Genomic DNA, 21470 nt, shown 5'->3' on the forward strand with positions numbered 1-21470 from the left:
CTCAGGACAGGTGGAGCAGGGAAGAGGCGGTGCCGCCGCGGACCGCATCGAAGTCGATGTCGTTGAGACGGGCAGCCCGCAATGCCTGGACGGGGTCGCCGGCGCCCATGTCGAAGGGGAAGTCGGAGCCCAGAAGCACGCGGTCGGCTCCCGCGACGCGGACCAGTTCCCGCAGGACGTGGGGATCGTGGACGAGCGAGTCGAAGTAGAGCCGCTTGAGGTAGGTGCTGGGCAGGTGGGCGCAGCCTGCTCCGGCGTCGGAACGCGTGGACCAGGCGTGGTCCGCGCGCCCGATGTGGGTGGGCAGGTAGCCGCCGCCGTGCGCGGCGATGATGGCCAGGCCCGGGTGACGGTCGAGAACGCCGGAGAAGATGAGGTGCGAGAGGGCGACGGCGTTCTCGGTGGGCTGTCCGACGCTGTTGGACAGATACCACTGGTCGAGACGTTCATCGAGGGTGCAGCCGAAGGGGTGCAGGAACAGGACCGCTCCGGTCTCCTCCGCGCGGGCCCACAACGGCTCGTAGGCCGCGTCCGAGAGTTCACGGCCGGGGGCATGGCTGGATATCTCCACGCCCAGGAGCCCCGCCGCAAGCGCGTGATCCAGGGCCTTCACCGCGAGGTCGGGGTGCTGCAGAGGCACCAGGCCCAGTCCGCGCAGGCGGGTGGGTGAGGCGGCGCAGTGCGCGGCGACCGCCTCGTTGCTGAGCCGGTACACCTTCTCGGCCACGTCCTCGTCGGCCCAGTAGTGGTAGTGCGAGGGGGAAGGGCTGACCAGCTGAACGTCGACGTTCTGTACGTCCATTGCCTGCAGGCGGGCCTGGACGTCGGTGAGCAGACGGATCCGCTCTCCGATCATCGCCCCGCTCACCGCGAGTGCCTGCGGCCCGTTGCGGCGGGCGTCCAGTGCCTGGGCCCGTGCGAGACCGGGCTGTCCGGCTACGAGCTGCTCGACTTCAGGCAGCAGAACGTGGGCATGCACATCGACCGTGCGGATCACGGGAGCTCCTTGAGCTGGGACATCGTGCGGACCATCAGGCCGGGCACGTCGGCATCGCGGACACCGTCGAGCTGCCACTGCCCGAGCTGCACGGACGCTTCGACGACGGCCCGCACCCGCGGGATACGGCGTTCGTAGAAGGCGTTCAGCAGCTCCTCGTCCCAGGTGTCCCGGGTGGTGAGCAGTTCGGCGAGCACGGCGGCGTCCTCGAGGGACATCGCGGCGCCCTGGGCGAGCGTGGGCGGGCAGCAGTGCGCGGCGTCACCGATCAGTACGACGCGGCCCCGGTGCCAGGCCCCCTCGACCAGCATCTGGTCGAACCAGGTGTAGTTGACCTGGGCGGGGTCGTTGATGTGCTCGGTGATCGCGGGCCATGCGCCGCCGTAGACGGAGGCCAGCCGCCGCATCTCCTGGGCGTAGGACTCGGCGGGGATGGCCGCGCGGTCGCGGTTGGCTTCCACGACGTACGCGTACAGGGTGTCCTCACCGGTGGGGCAGTAGCCGGCGATGTAGGCCGGGCCGCCGTAGGCGAGGTCGGTCCGCGTGACGTCGGCGGGCCGTGGTGCGGCGATCCGCCAGATCGCCATGCCGGTCGGCTCGGGCTTGTCGGTGATTCCGATGGCGGCGCGGGTTGCTGAGCCCATCCCGTCCGCGGCGATGACCAGGTCGTAGCGGGCCTCGGTGCCGTCACTGAACCGGACGTCGACGCCGTCGGCGTCCTGGCCGTCGATGTGGGCGGTGGTTCCCAGCCGAACCGTGGCGCCGCCGGCCCTGACCGCGTCGATGAGGATCTGCTGAAGGCGCGGGCGTTGCATGCCGACCGTGGCGGGCAGATCGTCTCCGCCGGTGCGGATGTCGTCCTGGACGTGCAGCACCGTGCCGTCGGGGGCGGTGATGCCGACGGATCCGAAACCGAATCCGGAGGCACTGACCTGCTCCCACACGCCCAGATCGCGCAGCACCCGCAGGGCGTTGCCCTGAAGGGTGATGCCGGACCCGGCGGTCGCGTTCCAGTCCTCGCGGGCTTCGACCAGGTCGACCGCCAGGCCGGCGCGGCGCAGCAGGATCGTCACGGCGTTGCCTGCTGCTCCGCCTCCGATCACAAGGACCGTGCGAGATGTGGGCATGAGGAACTCCTTTGTCCCGGTGGTTACTTGACGGCGATGGGATTGACCGGCGAGCCGACGGCTCCGGTGATGGGCAGCGGCGGGGCGGCCAGCCAGAACTCGTGCACGCCGTCCTCGGCGCAGTCCAGGGCCAGTTCCTCCAGGTCCCACATCTCGCCGATGAGCAGCCCCATGTTGGGGATGACCACCTGGTGCAGGGGCTGGAAGGCGTCGTCGAACTCGTTCGGCCGTACTTCGAAGCCCCAGGTGTCCGTCGCGATGGCGGCGATCTCGCTGCGGTGCAGCCAGCCGGCCGTCGTGAAGGACAGGCCCGGTGCCGGACCGCCCGCGTACTCACCCCACCCGCCGCGCCGCACCCGGGCCAGCTGGCCGGTGCGCACCAGCACGATGTCGCCCCGCTCGACCGTGACGCCGTGGTCGGAGGCCGTGGCCTGCAGGTGCTCCTCGGTGATGGCGAAGCCGTCCGGGAGTTCACCGTCGGTGCCCACCACGCGGCCGACGTCCAGGAGCACGCCGCGGCCGGCGATCTGGGAGGCCATGTGCTCGATGCCGGTGACGAGGTCACCGTCCGAGGTCACCGTCAGTTCGGCCGGGCGCCCGTTCCAGGCCTTGCCGTGGTCGAAGATGTGTCCGAGGCCGTCCCACTGGGTCGAGCACTGCAAGGGCATCGCCACCACGTCGTCGGCGCCGCCGATCCCGTGCGGCAGCCCTTGCGTGCCCAGGGCGGCGTCCGCACCGGTGTCCAGCATGGTGTGGACGGGATTGGTGCGCCGCCGCCAGCCCCGCTGCGGGCCGTCCATGTTGAACTGCTGGGCCAGGGAGAAGCTGACACCGCGGCGCACCAGCGCGGCGCCCTGGCGGCGTTTGCCCTCGTCGAGGAAGTTCAGGGTGCCCAGGCGGTCGTCCTCGCCCCAACGCCCCCAGTTGGAGAACGTCTTGGCCGCCTCGGCTATGGCTGCTTCGGGGTTGCGGCGATCGTGGGTCACGGCGTCACCTCGGCCGCACATCGCGTGCGCTGGGCACCGAGGCCGGTGATGGAGGCGTCCATCACGTCGCCGTCGCGCAGCAGCCGTCCCCAGTGCATCCCGTTGCCTGCCGGGCTGCCGGTGAGCACCAGGTCACCGGGCAGCAGCCGCACGTTCTGCGACACGTAGGAGACCAGCCGAGCGACGGAGAAGATCATGTCCTTGGTCGACTCGTCCTGCATGGTCTCGCCATTCAGCTTCAGCGTGACCTGCAGGTCGGAGGTGTCCGAGAGGGACTGGGCGGGCACGATCCAGGGCCCCACCGGGGTGAAGCCCGGCGCGTTCTTGCTGCGCAGCCAGTCGGTCCCGATCTGCGGCATGTCCCGGCGGAACACGGTCGCCCGGTCGGTGAGGTCGTTGGCGATCGTGTAGCCGGCCACGTGGTCCAGCGCCGATTCGACGGTGACCTGGTAGGCGGGGCGGCCGATGACGGCGGCCAGTTCCAGCTCCCAGTCGGGCTTTTTCGCCCAGGCGGGCAGGACCACGTCGTCGAAGGGGCCGGTGACGGAACTGGGCAGACCGATGAACACGTAGGGCAGGTCGTCTGCAGCCCGCTGGTCCATGATCCTTGCGGCTTCGGCGCGGGCCTCCTCCTCGGACAGCCCGTCCGAGCCGTCGCGGTGGGCCACGTGCAGGTCGATCACGTGCTGGCGGTAGTTGGCACCGGACTGCAGCACCTGCCGCGGGGCGACCGGGGCGTGGACGTGGAAGTCGGCCACCTGCGGCTCTGCGGCAGTCGGGCGGTCGGCCAGCTCGAAGAGCCGGGGCGACAGGCTCGGCCAGTCCTCCAGCACGTCGAGCATGGCCAGTTGGGGGGCGCCGAGAACTTCGCGCAGATCCAGCACGGATCCGTCGCGGCGCACCAGCGCCGGGAAAGTGTCGCGCTCTGTGGTCGAGAGCGTCGCCAGAGCGAAGGGGCCGGAGAAGGGCGCGGACGCGGCTTCAGGTTTCACTGACATGTCCTCCTGATTGCGATGTGACTAATCTGGACCCCTCACCAGCAATCAGGGAAATAGATTCTGTGGATACGGAACATCCACGCCGCGAATAGTTCGTCGGACGCCCCAAGGAACGGACCGTGAACCTCTCCAGCCTCGACCTGAACCTCGTTGTCGCCCTCAGGGCCCTGCTGGAGGAACGCAACGTCACGCAGGCAGGCAGACGCGTCGGCCTGTCCCAGCCCGCCATGAGCGCGGCTCTGGCCCGGCTGCGCCGGCACTTCGACGACGATCTGCTGGCCCGCTCCGGCGGCCACTACGAGCTGACCGCCCTCGGGCAGGTCCTGCTCGACCGCACCTCGACCGCCTGCGACCTCTTGGAGCGCCTCTTCAGCAGCCAGGCCGACTTCGATCCGGCCACCGAGAGCCGCACCTTCACCCTGGTGGCCTCGGACTATGCCGTCGCCGTCTTCGGCGCCTCACTGGCTCGCCTGATCCACGCCGAAGCGCCCCACGTCAAGCTCCGTTTCACGCAGACCCCGACGACGGTCGTGGAGGACCTCGGCGTCCTGCTCACCCGAACCGACGGCCTGCTCATGCCGCACGGAGTGGTCGGGGAGATGCCCCGCACCGATCTCTTCCGCGACGAGTGGGTCTTCCTGGTCGCCGACAGCAACTCCGAGGTCACCGACCATCTCACCCGCGACCACCTCACGACACTGCCCTGGGTCACCTACCAGCGGACCTACGACGCCCCCGCCGTACGGCAGTTGGGCATGCTGGGCATCGAACCGCGCGTCGAGGTGTCGGTCGACAGCTTCTCCCTGCTGCCCTACATGGTCGCCGGGACGAACCGCATCGCCCTGGTCCAGCAACGGCTGGCCGACCTCATGCGCGATCTGGCGCCTGTCCGTGTCATGCCGGCGCCCTACGAAACCGTCCCCCTTCAGGAAGCCTTGTGGTGGCATCCCGTCCACACGCATGACTCGACGCACATCTGGCTCCGCGAAACAGCTCTGCGTGTCGCCGCCGACCTGAATGCCGCACCACGCACCTGACGGCATCGGCGGCAGGAAGCGAAGAGTCCTGGCGCCGCCAACGACGTTCTCCGAGACGGCAGATGAGAACCCGTGAGCTCCGGACGGGGGCATCCTCCATTGTTCCGCCATCGGCCCTCGCGACTGTCCGTCATCAGCGCTGCTGAGCGACCGGGAGGCGGGAGCCGCGCCGACGTGGCGCGGTCGACGACACCATGATCGTCAGGAGCGGCACAGGCGACTGCCGCTGGTCTGCCCTCAACTGCCGCACACCGTGGCCAGGAGAGCAGGCGCGACCGTGACGGTGGCGGAGGGACCAGGTCGGCGGCACGACCTGGTCCCTCCGCCATGAACCAGCGCCGTCAGGCGGCGCTTTCCGGCGCCGCATCCAAGTGCGGCCCGTCCTCGGCCGTACGCCGCTGCGCCCACGCGAGTGCGGCGGCCACCAACGCAGCGGATACGCCCAGCACGCCCACGGCCGATGCCAGACTCCCGACGGCCTTCCCCACGCCGAGCAGCACCAGAGGCAGGACGAACGTGCCCCCGAACATCGCGCTCGTCCACAGCCCGGTTCCCCGTCCTCGGTCGGCGAACTTCAGTCGAGACATGCCCCGGATCAGCAGGGCCGGCAGCAACATCCCGGTGCCGAGGCAGTTGACCACTGCTCCGGCCACCAGGAACGGGGTGCTGTCGGCGAGGTACATCAGTGCGAAGCCGAGCGCGCACACGGCAAATACCGGCGGAAGCACCTGCTCCGGAGTGCGGCGCATCCGGGCGAAGACGACAGCTCCTACGACGGTGGCGGCGCTGGCGACCGCGGTGGCCACGCCGATGACGCCGGAGCTGGTCGTCCCCAGATCGTCGAGAAGGTAGGACATCTCCACGGGCACGGTGTAGAAGACCATCGCCCCGAAGAACGTGAGGACGCAGGTCGAACGCATCTGCCTCCAAGGGAATGGGCGATGTCCCACATTCGCCGACAGGGGCGTCCGGTTCTCCGAGGAGTCCCGCGGCGTCGCGCTCGGCAGGGCCACCGCCATGATCGGAGCGATGAGAAGACTCACCGCGTAGAGCCAGAACGGCACACGCCAGCCTGCCGAACCCGCAGTTCCGCCGACAACGAAGAAGGCTGTCGCGGACGCCGCGGTGCACATGGTCTGAAGGGACAGATACCGCACCCGCTGCGGACCTTGGTAGTAGTCGCCGATCAGCGTGGTGCAGCACGTCATGATGGCCGCTTCGCAGACCCCGACCAGGACTCTGCTGGCGAGGATCGCTCCGAGGGCGTCGAGCCACAGCGGGGCCGTACCGCAGAGCGCGTACATCGCGGTGGCCGCGATGAGCAGACGCTTGCGTCCGAGCCGGTCGACGATCATTCCGGCGAACGGTGCGAGCAGCGCGAGCGCCAGTGCGGGGACGGTCAGAACCAGGGGCACCAACGCCTCTGCGCCTGGGGTTCCTTCAAAGTGGTCCTGCATCTTCGGCAGAACCGGGGCCAGCAGCACGGCACCCAGGACCGGCAGGCAGGAGCCGGCCATGAGCAGGGAGATCCTGAGCCGGTGTGCAGGGCCCGAGACGTCGGCGGCCGACGCCGCGACGGCGCCGTCCAGTGGGACTGCGGATGGCATAGGGGCGTCAGCGTGCATCGAGGCTCCAGAGGACTTCTCACGAGGGCAGGCACACCAACCAGCGCCGGGGCCCGCGGGGTGCCGTGAAGGTGATGACCACACACCGAGGGTGCCGGACCGACGTCGGTCCGCACGGTGCGGGACTGCCACGACTATGCGGGGGCGCACGCTCGCTGCCCAGCCTCCGAGCGATCGGAATTCCGGATCACTGCCATCCAGGCGGTGGATAGGAGGCGAAGCGGGTCCAACCTGCATCGCCTGGTGCCGACGGAGGATGGGACTTGCCCTCACGCCATTGAGACCTGTGAACGATCGCACGATGTCGCGAACAACTCACCGCGCTCGCGCACGAGTTGAACAACCCGCGCTGTACTGCTGCCCGGATCGCCTCTTTCCTGCGCACCTGGAAACCCTGAGTCCGGAAGATCGAGGGCTTTCTCCATCCTCGGTCTGTCGTGCACGCCGGCTCTCCTCGCTTAGTGAAGCAGCGCCTTAACCTCGTAGGGCCGGATCACATTTGGCCCCGACCAGCGAGGCAGCCGCCTCCCAGGTTGCAAACGTCAGTCACTGCTGCACGAAACCTGAGCCAGAGCCGGAAATTCGCGAACGAAGCCCGTTACGCGTTCCCCCGACCTGATCATGCACATGAATTCTGAGTCGAGTGATTTCAGCGAACCTGGTCGATCGCCCATGCGGCCCACTCGCGGCGCATCGCGTTGAAGCGGAGGCCGTACTCCAGGGCGATCTTCCCGTTCACCGACAGTGGGTCGTCACCCCAGTCGATGGAGTCGGCCAGTTTGCGCAGGGCCTCGTGCTCCTGCTTCGAGAGATCCATGAGTTCGGTGAGGTAGTTCCGTGCCTGGTCGGGGGTGATCACGTTGAGGAAGAAGACCCGCAGCAGGATGTCGCTGCGGGTGTGGCGTTGGGGCTTGGTCTGCGTCAGCCAGTGGCGCAGCTCCGCCAGGCCCTCGTCGGTGAGGGTGTACTCCTTGCGGCCGCGCGGGCCCTGAGCCGTGACGCTGATCAGGCCGTTGTCGGCGAGCTTGGACAGCTCTGTGTACAGCTGGCTCTGTGTGGCGGGCCAGACGTTGGCCAAGGAGGTCTCGAAGCGCTTCAGCAGGTCGTAGCCGCTGGCGGGACGCTCTGACAGGAGTCCGAGGAGGGCGTGTCGAAGGCTCATGTCATCACCTTACCTTCCAGTCTTGACAGGTCGATGTCGGAACTTCTAAGTTCGACATGTCAAACTAGGAATGTCAAAACTCGGGGGCCTTCGATGTCGTACGTTCGCACCTTCCTCCCATGGATCGTCTTCGCGGTGGTCCCCTCCGCCCAGTGGCAGTGGGGGGCGCTTGCCGCGCTGCTGGTGGCAATGGCGATAGTCGCCCAGCAGCGGCGCACGGGAGTCGGCTTCGATGCGCTGATCATGGAAACCGGCTCGGCATTCTTCTTCGCGGTCCTGGCCGCTGTCGCCTTCGCGGACCCCGATTCGGCCGCCCACGCCTACTCGGCGGCGCTCTCCTCGGCCACCCTGGCCCTTATCGCCGGGGCTTCGCTGCTGATGGGCAAGCCGTTCACGCTGGGTATCGCCAAGCGCACCACACCGCCCGAGGTCTGGAAGCTCAAGCCCTTCATCCGGGTCAACGTGGTCATCACCGCCGTATGGACAGCTGCCTTCGCCGTGACGGCTGGCGCTCTCGCGGTGCTCGCCCACGCCGGCCACGGCCATTCCACGACGGCGACACTGGTCCAGGTTCTCGGCTTCGTCGTCCCTGTGCTGTTCACCGTGCGCTACGTCGCCGCTGCCCAGGCCAAAGCCGCGGTGACGGGCTAGCCACTGCCGGACACTCGGTGCGAGCCGCTTCTTGGACGATTGCGCTCCCGTTCTCCACTTCGAATGGAACTCGCAGGCATCGGCGCAAGGAGCAACATGGCCAGACCCAAAGCTGTTTCGGCCTTCGGAGTCTGTGCGGACCCTCGCATCGGGTTCCGTCAGTGCCACACCTGCAAGTGCAGGAGGTGAGGCTTACGACACGGCCACAGGGAATCGGCTCCTAGGGGTCCGTCGGGAAGTGACCTGAAGAAGGGCACGTCCTGCTGGAACGGGAGTCACTCATCACCGACGGAAGACGCCGGATCCGGCACACCCAGATGGAACTCGTGCTGGCCGAGTTGCGGAACGCGGTGCCGGTGGCGAGCAGCGCCATCGAGCGGGCCAGGACGAGACGGCGGTCCATCATCTGCGCTGCATCCTGGGCCGGTTGGGGATCCGGGTCACGCGTGACCGGAGCCGCGACGCTGTGGCCCTGCTGGACGACCGGTACTCGAGGGGCTTGCGCGGGAACTGCGGGGCCGGATCCGAGAATGGTGGCTACGGAAATTGCTCCCACCAGGCGGAAAACGGATGTGTGAGGGCGAGCCCGACAGGCTCCGCCCGTGAACGTAGGAGCCGGGTGCGGCCGAAAAGAGCTACTGGAGGACGAATCCGCGCCCAGGCGGTACCCCGGTACCGGGCGGTGTCCTCCTTGAGGCGGGTGTGCCGGGTGTCAGCCGGCCGGGTGGGCGGCGAGGAGCGCTTCGGTCGCGTCCCACAACTCCCGCTGCACGCGCCGGTCCCGGCCGGGCTCGGGGCACTGCAGGGGGCGCGCGTCGCGGGCGGAGAAGTAGCCGCCGGTGGTGCCCGCGAACGCAGGGTCGGTGGCGAGCCGCACGATTATGCCGGCGCCCTTGCGGGGATCGCCGATCCCTAGGGTGTTCAGCACCCGCTGCAGGACGGCGGAGCCGGGCAGGTCCCGGCCCAGGCCGGTGGCGTTGAAGCCGGGGTCGCAGCAGTTCACGGTGACCTTGTCCGGATCCAGGTGGCGGGCCAGCTCCTGCGTCCACATGATGGTCATCAGCTTGGTGCGCCCGTACAGGGGCATCGACTCCCGACGGGTGTAGGGCTCGGTGCGCCGCAGGTCCTCGGCCGGGGCGATCGTTTTCGCCTGTTGGGCCGCTTCGGAGGCGACGTTGACGATCCGGGCCGGCGAGGAGGATCCGAGTTTTGCTGTCAGCGCCTCGGTCAGGAGGAACGGGCCGAGGTAGTTCACCGCGGTCATGTCCGCGAGGCCCTCGGCGGTGATGCGCTGGGCGAAGGCGTGGAGGCCGGCGTTGTTGACCAGGACGTCCAGGCGCGGGTAGTGCGCGGCGATCTCCTCGCCGGCGCGGCGGGCGTCGGAGAGCAGGCCGAGGTCTGCGTGGAAGACGTCGACGGGCTCGTCGGTCACCGCCTTCAGGTCGGTGACGAGGGCTTGTGCCCTGCTGCGGGAGCGGGCCACGGTGCCGATGCGGTAGCCCTGGCGGGCCAGCTCGAAGGCGGCGATGCGGCCCAGTCCGGAGGTGGCTCCGGTGATCACGGCGACGGGACGATCCATCCCACTCCCTTTCATGAGGTACCTCACGAGTCTGTTGTGCGAGGATACCCGAACCATGGAGCAGCACGAATCAGCGATGCCGGGCAGCGCCCCGGAGCAGGTGGGACTGTCCTTCCTCACCCTCGCGTACACCCTGCGCGAACAGGTCGACCAGCGCATGACGGCGACCGCCGGCCTGTCCCTCTCCCGCACCAAGGTCCTTCAGGTACTGGCCGGCCGCGGCACGCTCCACCAAGCGGAGCTGGCCGCCTCCCTCGGTCAGGCTCCGCGCTCCGTCACCCAGATCGTCGAGGGCCTGGAGCGCCTCGGCATGGTCGCCCGGACCGGCGACCCCGAGGACCGCCGCCGCAAGACCGTCTCCCTCACCGATGCGGGCCGCACGGCACTGGCGGCCGCGGAAGAAGCGGGCACACACGTACTTCGCCAGTACTTCGGCCGGTTCGATCCGCACCAACTGGCCACACTCGACGCGCTCCTCGCGCACCTGGACATCGCCCTCACCGACGACAAGACCGGCTGACGCACGCACGGAAGAAATCGCCTGGAGGAGGCCTTGTGGTGCGGATGCACCGCTGCTGCCTCTAGGACACCATGGACGTCGCTACCGAGTTCTCGCTCCCCTGGCCAGCGGGGCGCCCGGCCCGAGAACCACCTCCTCGCAAGCGGCGCGAAAACGCCGATCTCCTGAAAGGCAGACAGCCCAGCGCCCGCAGACCTACCGGCGGAAGTGACCCAATGCCCGGCGGTCGACTGCTCCGGCAGCTAGGCGATCAGACTGCCTGCTGCGTACGACCTCGCAGAGTCGCGCGCTCCACTCTCAAACTACGGTGCTCCGTCACAGCCCAGCAGCCAACGCTGACCCATGCCGGGGATGTCGGCGACTCGAACCAAGCTCCGAGACATGACCACCCCCGCCCCGAAGGGCAACGCCACGGCCGACGTCGAAGCAGCCGCCTGACAACGAGCCTATGCGGCCCTGGGGCCTCTCGTGGGTGCGGCCTCAAGGTGACAAAATGGATGTAAAGGGGCATCGGTGCGGCCATAAGAGACCCGTTTCGACGCCCATCGGGCACGGCAGTGCCCGGGCGCTCCCGGGCGGCCGAGCACCGGAAAGGAGTTCCCTCATGGCCGACATCAACGTCGCGCTGCACGTACAGGTCGAGGCCCTGCCGGGCAAGGAGGAAGAAGTCGCCGCCCTTCTCCGTGAGGGCCTTGCCCTCGTGCAGGAGGAGCCCGGCACTATTGCATGGTTCGCCGTGCGCCTGAGCGCGTCCACCTTCGCGATCTTCGACGCCTTCCCCGACGACGACGCACGTCAGGCCCACCTCGCAGGTCGGCTGGGCAGCGCCCTGACGGAACGAGCCGGCGAACTGTTCGCCCAACCCCCTTCCGTCGAGCAACTCGACGTCCTCGCCCATAAACTCCCCTGAAGACCGCACGCGGCTGGTCGGCCCGGCGTGTCCGTCTCCGCCTCCATGCTCGCACTCTCTCGGCCCGCGTCGGCTGCACGACGGGCGGACCCCGCCTCTGCCTGCCTACCCGGACAGCGCCACCGGGTGGCTCGCCTCATCCTGCTCGGCGGGCCGCCGCCCAACGGCGTGCGCATCGAGCCCCGCACAGCCCCATCGCCCACCGTCGACGAGGGGGCCGACCACTCGCGGGTGGCCACCGCGGGCAGTTGCGGAAGGGCGAGCCGGTTCTCTCGGCAGCGGTGATGAGGGACAGGGCAGGCCGATGACGGCATCGGCGCGCCTGTGGACGGTCACCGATCGCGCGACCCGCAAAGTGCTCTTCGGCAAGCTCTCGTAGAACGAGCCGCGCAGGTCAGGCCGTGCGGTGACGATGATCCGGTGCGGCGCCCCCAACGAGACACGAACCACCAGTTCGTTCGCCGGTTCCCTCCCACCGGAGGCACTCAATGCGTGTCAGACTCATCAGACCCCAACATGGTCCAAGCCATCGCCGGCCACCTCCCGACCTTCCAGAAGTTGGCCGGCGAGGTCGCCCCGGCGCTACGGGAGGCCGGCAGCCGTAGAGCGGGGCCACACAAGGACTGGAGAGCCCATGACCCTGCTCGACCACGTCGTCCTGCAAGTCGACGACCTCAACGCCATCGGCGACTGGTACGACCAGGTCGTCGGCCTGGCCGGGGGTGAGCGAACCTTCGACACGCCGACCCTGATCGGGTACGCCCTACCTGGCCGGCCGGCTCAGCTGTTCTTCTCCCTAGCGACCGACCCCGGTGGTCGCCAGACCCACCTTGCGCTCAGGGTCGAGGACGAGACGACCGTCCGACGCGTCCACGAGTTCGCCACCGCACTCGGCGGAGAGATCCTCCACGGGCCTCGGCTGTGGCCGGAGTACGCACCGGGCTACTACGCGGTGTTCATCCGCGACCCGGCCGGAAACAACCTCGAACTCAAATGCCAAGCCTCAACGGCACGGCCAACGCTCTCGACGTAACCCATCACGCCGGCAAGACCCTCACTGACCGCGTCGTCCTGACTCACTCGGCCCGCGACCACTCGTTGGGTTTTTGTCCCGGCCGCCGAAGCCAGTACAGGTACGCGCCGCTCTCTTCGATGGCCCGTGGCAGGACCTGAGCTTCGGATTCGTTCTGGGGCTCTGTGGGCTTGGCTTCGCTCTGCCGCAGATCGGCGAGGATCTCGGCGCGGGCGGTGGCCTGGGCGAGGGGCTTGTAGTCCTCGTCGGGGCACTGCGGGTCCAGTAGCCGGATGGTCTCGTCGAAGACGCCGCCTCCGTAGGTCTCGACGAGTTCCTTGTAGTCCTCCGGCAGTAGCGTGCCCAACTGGTGCTCGGCAGTTGCCCAGTCGCGTGAGCGGCGCGGAGCGCCGGGAGGAATGATCTCGGTCAGGTGCTCTACCGCGGGGTGCATGGTGGCTGGTTCCCTGCTGTAGCCGTAACTAGGGTTTGGGGACCTTCAGGAGAGTGACGCTGCCTCGGGCCTTCAACGTGAGCCCCACAGGCACGACGTCGCTCGGATCTTCCGACCGGGAGACGGGGGTGACGGAGCATTCGATGGCTTCGCCTCGGGCGACCGCCGCCCTGATCTCGTCTTCGACATATCCGGTAAGCGACCTCGGCCAGAAGACTGACCGGTGAAGATCGCCCACTGCGGGCCCACTCGACTGCAGCCCTGGCGGCGGCGACAAGATTCCGGTCGGCATGAAGTCGTGCAGGTGATCGTCGCTGGGCTGGGCGCTGCGGCCCCGAACAGCCGGGTCGTCGCGTCGTACACCGGCCGGGGGAACCTCGCGGTCACCAAGACCCACCCCCGCCGGTGCGGGCAACCCTTCCCCAAGGTCCGGGATACCCATGCGTTTCGCACGGTCAGTTGCTGACGTGTGTGACTGTTGGCGCCCCTTCGCCGGATGACACCGTTCTTCCTGTCAGGCCGACACGGAGCCGGTACCGCCGACCGAGGGAGTGGACGTGATCAAGGGCTACGCCGCCTTCTGTGACGCGGACCCGCACTTCTACGACGCTCCGCACCGGCTGAACACCGGTCCGACCGGCCGAGCCGACCGCAGGGGAGAGCAGTACGCCCTGGCCCTCGCACCGGCTCCTGAGGGCTGGCAGCGCCACCGCGTCGGCGACTGGCTGGCCTTGCGGCCGGCGGACTGCCAACTCCCCGAGCAGGGCTGGAAGATCCATGTGTCCGCCTGCCTCGGCAACGCCGAGTCCGTACTCGCGAGGGTCTCCACCTACTGCCAAGAGCAGCGTGTCGCCTACAAGTTCGTGCCCAGCCGCTATCTGCTGCACCATCGCAACGCCAAGTACGCGGATCGGGCTGCGAGCGGCAAATTCATCACCGTGTACCCGTCCGACGACGGGCGGTGCCACCGCGTCGCCGAAGACCTCGCCGCTCTCCTCGACGGCGAGCCTGCGCCCTACATTCTCAGCGACCTGCGCTGGGGATCCGGACCGGTCCACCTCCGCTACGGCAGCTTCACCCGCCGCCACTGTTACGACGAGGAGGGGGAACTACGGCCCGCGGTACGGCGCCCCGACGGACGCCTCGTCCCCGATCTGCGCGGGCCAGCGTTCCGGATACCCGACTGGATCGAGCCGCCGGCCTTCCTCGCGCCACACATCGAGGCCCGGGCCGCGGTCACCGTCGGCGACCTTCCCTACGCCATCGAGAGCGCCCTGCACTTCTCCAACGGAGGCGGGGTCTACGTCGGCCGCGACCGTGCCACCGGTGAGAAGGTCGTCCTGAAAGAGGCCCGGCCGCACGCAGGACTGGCCGCCGACGGCGCCGACGCGGTTGCCCGACTGCGCCGCGAACAGGAAGCGCTAGAGAGGCTCTCCGGACTCGGCTGCACCCCCGAGGTACGGGGGACGTTCTCCGTCGGAGACCACCAGTTCCTGGCGATGCAGTTCGTGGAGGGCAAACCGCTCAACACCTTCTTCGCGCGCCGTCACCCCCTCATCGAGTCCGACCCGGGCCCCGAGGCGCTCGCCGAATACACCGCCTGGGCCCTGCGTATCCACCGGCTGGTCGAGGACGCGGTGCACGCGGTGCACGCTCGCGGAGTCGTCTTCAACGACCTTCATCTCTTCAACATCATGGTCTCCGAGGACGAACAGTCCGTGACACTCATCGACTTCGAGGCCGCAGCCCACATCGACGAGGGCCGACGCCAGACCGTTGCCAACCCCGGCTTCGTCGCCCCCGCCGACCGGCGAGGACACGACGTGGACCGGTACGCCCTGGCCTGCCTGCGGCTCGCCCTGTTCCTGCCGCTCACCAGTCTGCTTCCGCTCGACAGAGCCAAAGCCCGACACCTGGCGGACATCGCCGCCGAGCAGTTCCCCGTCGACAGAAGCTTCCTGGACGAGGCGGTCGAGGAGATCACCCGCGGCACCGACCGACCCGATGCCGGACCCTACCTGCCCGTCGAGCCAGGCGACTGGCCCCGCAGCCGCACCTCGATGGTCCGCGCCGTACTGGCCTCCGCCACCCCCGAGCGCGACGACCGATTCTTCCCCGGCGACATCGCCCAGTTCGCCACCACCGGCGGCGGAGCGACCTTCGGGTACGGCACTGCCGGTGTCCTGTACGCCCTCGCCGAGACCGGCTCCGACCCCCACACCGAGGCGGAGGAGTGGCTTCTGCGCCACACCAAGGTTCCGGAGTCCGGCACACCGATCGGCTTCTACGACGGACTGACCGGTATCGCCTGGACACTGGACCGCCTCGGCCACCCCGAACGGGCCCTGGAACTAGCCGAGTCGGCGCAAGCTCGTCCCTGGGAGGGCATCGCCCCCGATCTCCACGGGGGCCTCGCCGGCGTCGGCCTCGCCCTGGACTCCCTCGCGACCACGACCGGAACACCGGCCCTGCACGACGCGGCTCGGCGCTGCGCCGAACTGGTCGCCGAGGACGTTGCTGGCATCACCCGCGCCGGGCTCCTGTACGGGGCGTCCGGACCGGCCCTGCTCTTCGTCCGACTCTACGAACGCACCGGTGACACCACGCTGCTCGACCGGGCAGGCGCCGCACTCCGGCAAGACCTCGCCCGGTGTGTCCGCAGCGCCTCCGGAACGCTCCAGGTCGACGAGGGCTGGCGGACCATGCCGTACCTGGGCGCCGGCAGCGTCGGCATCGGCATGGTGCTCGACGACTACCTCGCCCACCGGGCGGACGAGGACCTCGAAGGAGCGCGCCGCGAGATCGTACGGGCCGCACAGGCCACCTTCTACGCCCAACCCGGACTGTTCCGTGGCGCCGCCGGCATGGTGCTGCACCTCAGCCGGACCACCGCGCCCGGCCCCGGCACCGCGCCGGGGGACGTCCGCCGACAGATCGACGCCCTGACACGGCACGCCGTCCCGTACAAGGGTCATCTGGCCTTCCCCGGCGAGCAGATGATGCGGCTGTCCATGGACCTCGCCACCGGCACCGCCGGTTGCCTCCTCGCCCTCGGCAGCGCCGCCTCCGGCGGAGACGTGCATCTGCCCTTCCTTCCGCCGCCCCGGCGGAACCCACAAGCCGGTCCCGTACAGGGATCGTGAAGTGCACCACCCGCAGGACGTACGAACCGCTCACAGTCCCCGATCGAAAGGTAAGACGATGACGCTTCTCGACCTGCAGTCGATGGAGACCCCGAAGGAAGAGGCCACCGGCGACGTCGCCACCGGCAGCCGCGCGAGCCTGTTGCTCTGCGGCGACAGCAGCCTGTCCGTCACGACCTGCAACTGACACACCGGCCGGTCCGCGCGGCGTCACCGCTGCGCGGACCGGCGCCGGTCACCGGCCCGACTCCGTTCACGCCCGGCGTCTTAGCCAGACGGAAACAGCTCATCGACCCGAGTCCGGCGCCGGCCCCCGCACCACGCATCCCAGTCGTTCCCGGGGAGGAGACCTCCGCGATGACCTCCGCCCCGGACCCCCCGGCCACCGCGTCCATCGCCGGGAGTGACGCCGAGGAAGACTCGAAAGTCCCTGTCGTCAGTGACGGCGTACTGCGCCAGGCACTGCGGCACAGCAGCGGACACAGCCTCGCGATCCTTCTCTGCTCCGTCACCGCCGCGCTCGTCTCGCTGGCTGAACCCGCGGTCCTCGGGCACGCTCTGGACCTGCTTCTCTCCCAGTCGCCGGGCGCCACCGGCTGGACCCTCGCGTGCGCCGCGCTCGTCGTCGCGGAGATCTTGCTCGACTCCGCGGACGCCCTGCTCGTCGGAACCGTCAACGCCCGCTCCACCGCCTGGCTGCGCACCCGGACACTCGACCGGCTCCTGCGCGCGGACCCGGACCGCGCCACCGCCTCCTTCGCGCCCGGGGACCTGGCCACCCGGCTCACCGCCAACGCCACCGAGGCGGGCACCGTTCCGGCCGCATCGGCGGGAGCGCTGGCGGCTCTGCTCCCGCCCCTCGGTGCCCTTGTCGCGCTGGCCGTCATCGACGTGTGGACCGCCGCGGCCTTTCTGCTGGGGGTCCCTTTGCTGGTGCTGCTCCTTCGGACGTTCGCCCGTTCCTCGTCCGTGGCGGTCGGCCGCTATCAGCGCGTCCAGGCGGAGGTCGCCGACCGGCTCGCCGAGGTGCTGGGAGGAGCCCAGACCGTCGCCGCCGCAGGCACCGCAGGCCGGGAACGACGCCGCGTGCTCGCGGACCTGCCACGGCTCGGCACCGAAGGCCGTGCCATGTGGCGGGTCTACGGGCGTGCCGTCGCGCACAGCGGAGTGCTGATGCCGCTGCTCGTCTGTCTCGTTCTCGGTGTGGGAGGCCTGCGGCTCGCCGCCGGACACCTGAGCGTCGGTGACCTGGTCGCGGCCTCCCGGTACGCGGCGCTGGCAGCGGGCGCCGGGGCAGTGGCCGGGGTGGTCGGGTCCCTCGTGAAGGGAAGGGCGGCCGCTCGACGCACGGTCGAGCCGGCACTCCTGTCCCCGGTCGCGCACGGTCCGTCGGCGCTGCCGGCAGGGGGACCGGGGACGTTGGAGCTGCGTGGTGTCGGTGTCGTGCGCGACGGCGTCCACGTCCTTGACGACGTCACCGTCACCGTGCCCGGCGGGACCACGGTGGCCGTCGTGGGCCGCTCCGGTTCGGGCAAGTCCGCCCTCGCCGCGGTGGCGGGCCGACTGACCGACCCCGACGAGGGTGGAGTGCGTCTGGACGGCGTCCCGCTCGACCGGCTCACCAAAGAGGACCTGCGCACGGAGGTGGGTTACGCCTTCGCGCAGCCCGCCCTCTTCGGAACCACGGTCGCCGACGCCATCGCGTTCGGCGCCGTCGCACCGCCCTCCGCGGCCGTACGCGCCGCCGCCCGCGCGGCTGGAGCGGACACCTTCGTGACGCGTCTTCCGCAGGGATACGACACCCCGCTCACGTACGCACCGTTGTCCGGAGGTGAGCGCCAGCGCCTGGGGCTGGCCCGGGCGTTCGCGCACGCCGGACGACTGCTCGTGCTGGACGACGCGATGTCCGGCCTGGACACCGTCACCCAGGGGGAGGTGGAGCGCGCGCTCGCCCATGACGTCCGTGCCGGCACCCGGCTGCTGGTCGCCCATCGACTGTCGACCGCGGCCGGCGCCGATCTGGTCCTCTGGCTGGAGAAGGGCCGCATCCGCGGGCTGGGCCCGCACGAGGTGCTGTGGCGGATGCCGGACTACCGCGCCGTCTTCACCGCCACGGACGCCGGACCAGAGCGTCCAGGCAACTCTCGAACGGCCCCGGACATCGGTTCGCCGCCCGCTGCCACCTCCGGACACCAGGCAGCGGGGGAGAGAGCCTGATGAACGACGCCCGCCCCGCGACCGTCACCGAGGGCCCCTCGCTCCGGCCCAAGGCCGGACCGTCGACACGGCGATCCCCGGATGACCCGAGATCGATCAGGAGCGATGAACGCGGCTCCCTGAGAGCGGTGTTGCCGGACGGTCGACGGTTCCTGCGCCGACACCGACCTGTCCTGATCGCCTTGTCCGGCTGGTCCCTCCTGGAGAGCGGCCAGACATTCCTCGGCGGCTACGGCGTCGCCCGCTCGCTCGATGACGGCTTCCTCGCCGGCCGTACCGGCACCGGCCTGCTCTGGCTCTGCGTCGCGGCCGGCGCCACGTTGCTCGGCGGCTTTGCCGTCCGCCAGGTCTTCAGAGGACTGGCCGACCTGGTCGAACCGTTCCGCGACGGTCTGATGCGCCGCGCGGTGGACCAGGCGCTTGGCGCCGCGCTCGCCGAGCCGGCACGAGCCGACCCGACCGCGGCCGTGTCCCGACTCACGCACCAGACCGAGATCGCCCGCGACAGCTTCGCCGGCCTGGTCCTGACCGCCCGCTCGTTCGTCTTCACCACGGCAGGCGCGCTGCTCGGCATGGCCACGCTCGACCCGGCGCTGCTGATCGTCGTACTGCCGCCGCTGCTGGCCGGACTCGTCCTCTTCCTGTCCACCTTTCCTCCCATGGCGGCGTCACAGCGTGCCTATTTGGACGCCGACGAGGCACTGTCCGCGCTGTCCGGGCAGGTGGCCGCCGGCCTGCGCGACGTGACGGCGTGCGGGGCCAGGACCCGGATCGCCGCAGAGGTCGGCGGACTGATCGCCGCCGAGGCACGGCTGTCCCGGAGGCTGGCCCGCTGGGCAGCCGTACGATCGTTCGCGCTCGGCGTCGCCGGCCGGCTTCCCCTGGTGGCACTTCTCGCCGCGACCCCCCTTCTCCTCAAGGGCGGACTGACCGCGGGCGCCCTGCTGGGAGCGCTGACCTACCTGGTCCAGGCACTCCTGCCCGCCCTGCACGCCCTGATGACCGCCGTCGGAACGGCCGGCACCCGCCTCCTGGTCGTGCTGGAGCGGTTCACCGACCAAGGCGACTACGCTGCCCCGGCTGCCCAGCCTCCGGTCGAATCTCCACCGCATACGTCCGGACGGATACCCACCGATGACCCCCGACCTGCGCCGCCCGCAAGGTCAGACCGCTCCGGACGGATACCTGCGGCCGAGCTCCGAGGCGTGACGTTCGCGTACGGCGCCGGAGCCCGCCCTGTGCTGCGGGAGCTGGACCTGACCCTTGAGGACGGTGAGCACCTCGTGGTCGTAGGGCCGAGCGGCATCGGCAAGTCCACCCTCACCGCTCTGCTCGCCGGGATGCTCACGCCGGATGCCGGCTCGGTGCGGGTGGCGGGAGCGGTGGCAGGTCCCGACGGACCGGCGCATCCGCAGTTGCGCCGAGCATTCCTGCCGCAGCGGGCGTACGTCTTCAGCGGGACGGTGGGTGAGAACCTCGCATACTTTCGACCCGACGCCTCCCGTGCCGACCTCGAACGCGCCACGCGCTTCCTTGATTTGGAAGACCTGGTGCGGCGGCTCGGAGGCCTGCACGGGAGGGTCGACCCGCGTCTCCTCTCCTTGGGGGAGTGCCAGCAACTGGCCGTCGGCCGCGCCTATGTGTCCCCGGCCCCCCTGTTGTTGCTGGACGAGGCCACCTGTCACCTCGACCCGGAGACCGAGGAGCGGACCGAGCGTGTCCTCGCCGCGCGCCCCGGCACTCTCGTGCTCGTCGCCCACCGGATCAGCTCCGCTCTGCGGGCCGACCGAGTCCTGGTCCTGGACGGCGACCGGGCCCTGTGTGCACCGCACGACGCCCTTCTGGCCGAGTCGGAGCTCTACCGCGACCTGGTGGGCCGTTGGTACCACGACTCCGAATCCGCTGCGGAGAAGCGTGATCGACAAGTGCACCGGAGCGCCGCGCGCACCGAGGAGTCGGCGGGCCGCGGGGTGAGGGCGCCCCTGCCCAGGCTTCGTGACGAGGACCCCACGGCGTCGAAGGGTGCGGTCACAGCGGTCGGCCCGGCCAGCGACGTCAGACCCAGCCGGCGCCCTGCGTGATGCGGATGGCGTCGATGCGGTTGCGGGCGCCGACCTTGCGGGTCGCCGCTGCCATGTAGTTCCGTACCGTTCCGCTGGTCAGATGGAGTCGACGGGCGATCTCCGCCACCGTCTCACCTTCGGCGGCCCGTGCCAGGACGCTCAGTTCCCGGGTGGTCAGCGGCATTTGGGAAGCCTCGAGGAACCCACAGGCCAGTGACGCGTCCACGAACCGCTGACCCGCGGCCACTTCCGTGATGCCCTTGATCAACCGTTGCGCGGAGCTGTGTTTGTCCACGAATCCCAGTGCCTGGGCATCGAACGCTCTGCGCAGCGCTCCGGGTCGTCCCGCCGACGCCAGGACGACGAGCCCGGCGCGCGGCACCGGCACCCGCTCGGCCGTGTTCCCGGCGCCGCCCTCTAATAAGGAGGTCGCGCCGGGACAGTCGAGGTCGACCAGGCACACATCGGGATGCAGCGCGCTTGCGTTCTCACGGGCGGACATCCAGCCCGCCGCATCCACGTCGAACGCGGGTTCGGTCTGAAGGAGTGCCGTCAGCGCGGAGCGCATCAGGCTGACGCTGTGCAGTACGAGCACCGTGGTCATGGTTGTCGCCTCTCGTTCCTCCACCCGGCATGCACACACCAGGCATCCGTCTTGTCGTCCCTCCGACTTCCCGAGAGGCCGGGACGGAACCCCGAACGGTTTTCGACAGTGGCTCACTTCCATGCCGTGTCAGCGCGCCCTGATCCTTCCGGATATCAGCTGGACGGCCGCCCGTCGGTCCCGTCCGGACGCATACGCCCTCATGACGGGGCGCCGCAGTCCGCGGCGGCGACCGTCCGTAGGCCGTGGGCGGACCATGGCCGTCGTGTTGTCCGCCGGTGGAGGCGTCCAAGAAAGGCGTGATCCATGCAGGTTCCGCGTCCACGCCGACCGACGGAGGGTGAGGGCTTCGGCGCTCGGTCGCGGTTCGCGCGCCCTGCCGGGC

Annotated in this window: 19 protein-coding genes; 9 read left to right on the forward strand and 10 right to left on the reverse strand. The window is 69.7% G+C overall.

Features of this window, described 5'->3' with window-relative positions:
* Position 1 precedes the first annotated feature (1 nt).
* From AB0C62_RS24825 to AB0C62_RS24840, 4 genes are read right to left on the reverse strand one after another with little or no spacing between them, the layout of a single operon-like run.
* Positions 2 to 997, reverse strand: coding sequence for an amidohydrolase family protein (locus AB0C62_RS24825; protein ID WP_362976560.1), 996 nt, complete (start codon positions 995 to 997; stop codon positions 2 to 4).
* Positions 994 to 2124 carry an FAD-dependent oxidoreductase gene (locus AB0C62_RS24830; RefSeq protein ID WP_362976562.1) on the reverse strand — a complete coding sequence of 377 codons (1131 nt, stop codon included), beginning with the start codon at positions 2122 to 2124 and terminating at the stop codon, positions 994 to 996. The genes AB0C62_RS24825 and AB0C62_RS24830 overlap by 4 nt, the downstream gene beginning before the upstream one ends.
* A gap of 23 nt (positions 2125 to 2147) precedes the next feature.
* Complete coding sequence (locus AB0C62_RS24835; protein ID WP_362976564.1) at positions 2148 to 3110, reverse strand: cyclase family protein; 963 nt, start codon at positions 3108 to 3110, stop codon at positions 2148 to 2150.
* Complete coding sequence (locus tag AB0C62_RS24840) at positions 3107 to 4108, reverse strand: fumarylacetoacetate hydrolase family protein (RefSeq protein ID WP_362976566.1); 1002 nt, start codon at positions 4106 to 4108, stop codon at positions 3107 to 3109. Before AB0C62_RS24840 ends, AB0C62_RS24835 begins: the two co-directional genes overlap by 4 nt.
* A 119-nt stretch (positions 4109 to 4227) precedes the next feature.
* Here AB0C62_RS24840 and AB0C62_RS24845 point away from each other — a divergent pair, with 119 nt between their 5' ends.
* Positions 4228 to 5145: a LysR family transcriptional regulator gene (locus AB0C62_RS24845; RefSeq protein ID WP_362976568.1), complete on the forward strand. Its 918-nt coding sequence runs from the start codon at positions 4228 to 4230 to the stop codon at positions 5143 to 5145.
* A 341-nt stretch (positions 5146 to 5486) separates the two neighbouring features.
* On the opposite strand, the gene AB0C62_RS24850 is transcribed toward AB0C62_RS24845, so the two are convergent.
* Both AB0C62_RS24850 and AB0C62_RS24855 read right to left on the reverse strand, forming a co-directional pair.
* A complete protein-coding gene (locus AB0C62_RS24850) occupies positions 5487 to 6752 on the reverse strand; it encodes an MFS transporter (RefSeq protein WP_362976570.1) in 1266 nt (421 codons plus the stop codon).
* A gap of 667 nt (positions 6753 to 7419) precedes the next feature.
* Positions 7420 to 7932, reverse strand: coding sequence for a PadR family transcriptional regulator (locus AB0C62_RS24855; RefSeq protein WP_362976572.1), 513 nt, complete (start codon positions 7930 to 7932; stop codon positions 7420 to 7422).
* A gap of 93 nt (positions 7933 to 8025) precedes the next feature.
* Between AB0C62_RS24855 and AB0C62_RS24860 the strand changes: the two genes are divergently transcribed.
* Positions 8026 to 8583: a hypothetical protein gene (locus AB0C62_RS24860; protein WP_362976574.1), complete on the forward strand. Its 558-nt coding sequence runs from the start codon at positions 8026 to 8028 to the stop codon at positions 8581 to 8583.
* 220 nt (positions 8584 to 8803) lie between these two features.
* Here AB0C62_RS24860 and AB0C62_RS24865 read toward each other — a convergent pair whose 3' ends face one another.
* Both AB0C62_RS24865 and AB0C62_RS24870 read right to left on the reverse strand, forming a co-directional pair.
* On the reverse strand, positions 8804 to 8989 hold the full coding sequence (locus AB0C62_RS24865) for a hypothetical protein (protein ID WP_362976576.1): 186 nt from the start codon (positions 8987 to 8989) through the stop codon (positions 8804 to 8806).
* A gap of 306 nt (positions 8990 to 9295) precedes the next feature.
* The gene (locus tag AB0C62_RS24870) at positions 9296 to 10162 is read right to left on the reverse strand and encodes an SDR family NAD(P)-dependent oxidoreductase (RefSeq protein WP_362976578.1); all 867 of its coding nucleotides are present in this window, start codon (positions 10160 to 10162) and stop codon (positions 9296 to 9298) included.
* Between the two features lie 55 nt (positions 10163 to 10217).
* Between AB0C62_RS24870 and AB0C62_RS24875 the strand changes: the two genes are divergently transcribed.
* The 3 genes from AB0C62_RS24875 to AB0C62_RS24885 all read left to right on the forward strand — a co-directional run bounded on the left by AB0C62_RS24875 (position 10218) and on the right by AB0C62_RS24885 (position 12625).
* Positions 10218 to 10682, forward strand: coding sequence for a MarR family winged helix-turn-helix transcriptional regulator (locus AB0C62_RS24875; RefSeq protein WP_362976580.1), 465 nt, complete (start codon positions 10218 to 10220; stop codon positions 10680 to 10682).
* A gap of 604 nt (positions 10683 to 11286) precedes the next feature.
* A complete protein-coding gene (locus AB0C62_RS24880) occupies positions 11287 to 11592 on the forward strand; it encodes an antibiotic biosynthesis monooxygenase (protein ID WP_362976582.1) in 306 nt (101 codons plus the stop codon).
* A gap of 634 nt (positions 11593 to 12226) precedes the next feature.
* Positions 12227 to 12625 (forward strand): VOC family protein, encoded by a 399-nt coding sequence (locus AB0C62_RS24885; protein ID WP_362976584.1) that lies wholly within the window; start codon positions 12227 to 12229, stop codon positions 12623 to 12625.
* 43 nt (positions 12626 to 12668) lie between these two features.
* Here AB0C62_RS24885 and AB0C62_RS24890 read toward each other — a convergent pair whose 3' ends face one another.
* The gene (locus AB0C62_RS24890) at positions 12669 to 13058 is read right to left on the reverse strand and encodes an SMI1/KNR4 family protein (protein WP_362976586.1); all 390 of its coding nucleotides are present in this window, start codon (positions 13056 to 13058) and stop codon (positions 12669 to 12671) included.
* 557 nt (positions 13059 to 13615) lie between these two features.
* Here AB0C62_RS24890 and lanKC point away from each other — a divergent pair.
* From lanKC to AB0C62_RS24910, 4 genes are all read left to right on the forward strand, one after another.
* Positions 13616 to 16201: a class III lanthionine synthetase LanKC gene (lanKC, locus tag AB0C62_RS24895; RefSeq protein ID WP_362976588.1), complete on the forward strand. Its 2586-nt coding sequence runs from the start codon at positions 13616 to 13618 to the stop codon at positions 16199 to 16201.
* 58 nt (positions 16202 to 16259) lie between these two features.
* Complete coding sequence (locus tag AB0C62_RS24900) at positions 16260 to 16388, forward strand: SapB/AmfS family lanthipeptide (RefSeq protein ID WP_058940762.1); 129 nt, start codon at positions 16260 to 16262, stop codon at positions 16386 to 16388.
* Between the two features lie 170 nt (positions 16389 to 16558).
* Positions 16559 to 18418 carry an ABC transporter ATP-binding protein gene (locus AB0C62_RS24905; protein WP_362976590.1) on the forward strand — a complete coding sequence of 620 codons (1860 nt, stop codon included), beginning with the start codon at positions 16559 to 16561 and terminating at the stop codon, positions 18416 to 18418.
* A gap of 182 nt (positions 18419 to 18600) precedes the next feature.
* Positions 18601 to 20499 carry an ABC transporter ATP-binding protein gene (locus AB0C62_RS24910; protein ID WP_362976592.1) on the forward strand — a complete coding sequence of 633 codons (1899 nt, stop codon included), beginning with the start codon at positions 18601 to 18603 and terminating at the stop codon, positions 20497 to 20499.
* Here the strand turns inward: AB0C62_RS24910 and AB0C62_RS24915 are convergent.
* Entirely contained in the window at positions 20474 to 21085 is a 612-nt protein-coding gene (locus tag AB0C62_RS24915; RefSeq protein WP_362976594.1) for a response regulator transcription factor, read from the reverse strand. The genes AB0C62_RS24910 and AB0C62_RS24915 overlap by 26 nt on opposite strands.
* Positions 21086 to 21470: the final 385 nt, after the last annotated feature.

The sequence above is a fragment of the Streptomyces sp. NPDC048643 genome, from assembly GCF_040650615.1.
GTDB lineage: Bacteria > Actinomycetota > Actinomycetes > Streptomycetales > Streptomycetaceae > Streptomyces.

Excerpts from the sequence above, each read along its gene's own strand:
- AB0C62_RS24830 (WP_362976562.1), bottom strand. The coding sequence starts at position 2,124 with ATGCCCACATCTCGCACGGTCCTTGTGATCGGAGGCGGAGCAGCAGGC.
- AB0C62_RS24840 (WP_362976566.1), bottom strand. The coding sequence starts at position 4,108 with ATGTCAGTGAAACCTGAAGCCGCGTCCGCGCCCTTCTCCGGCCCCTTC.
- AB0C62_RS24850 (WP_362976570.1), bottom strand. The coding sequence starts at position 6,752 with ATGCCATCCGCAGTCCCACTGGACGGCGCCGTCGCGGCGTCGGCCGCC.
- AB0C62_RS24855 (WP_362976572.1), bottom strand. The coding sequence starts at position 7,932 with ATGAGCCTTCGACACGCCCTCCTCGGACTCCTGTCAGAGCGTCCCGCC.
- AB0C62_RS24860 (WP_362976574.1), top strand. The coding sequence starts at position 8,026 with ATGTCGTACGTTCGCACCTTCCTCCCATGGATCGTCTTCGCGGTGGTC.
- AB0C62_RS24865 (WP_362976576.1), bottom strand. The coding sequence starts at position 8,989 with ATGATGGACCGCCGTCTCGTCCTGGCCCGCTCGATGGCGCTGCTCGCC.
- AB0C62_RS24870 (WP_362976578.1), bottom strand. The coding sequence starts at position 10,162 with ATGGATCGTCCCGTCGCCGTGATCACCGGAGCCACCTCCGGACTGGGC.
- AB0C62_RS24875 (WP_362976580.1), top strand. The coding sequence starts at position 10,218 with ATGGAGCAGCACGAATCAGCGATGCCGGGCAGCGCCCCGGAGCAGGTG.
- AB0C62_RS24880 (WP_362976582.1), top strand. The coding sequence starts at position 11,287 with ATGGCCGACATCAACGTCGCGCTGCACGTACAGGTCGAGGCCCTGCCG.
- AB0C62_RS24885 (WP_362976584.1), top strand. The coding sequence starts at position 12,227 with ATGACCCTGCTCGACCACGTCGTCCTGCAAGTCGACGACCTCAACGCC.
- AB0C62_RS24890 (WP_362976586.1), bottom strand. The coding sequence starts at position 13,058 with ATGCACCCCGCGGTAGAGCACCTGACCGAGATCATTCCTCCCGGCGCT.
- AB0C62_RS24900 (WP_058940762.1), top strand. The coding sequence starts at position 16,260 with ATGACGCTTCTCGACCTGCAGTCGATGGAGACCCCGAAGGAAGAGGCC.
- AB0C62_RS24905 (WP_362976590.1), top strand. The coding sequence starts at position 16,559 with ATGACCTCCGCCCCGGACCCCCCGGCCACCGCGTCCATCGCCGGGAGT.
- AB0C62_RS24915 (WP_362976594.1), bottom strand. The coding sequence starts at position 21,085 with ATGACCACGGTGCTCGTACTGCACAGCGTCAGCCTGATGCGCTCCGCG.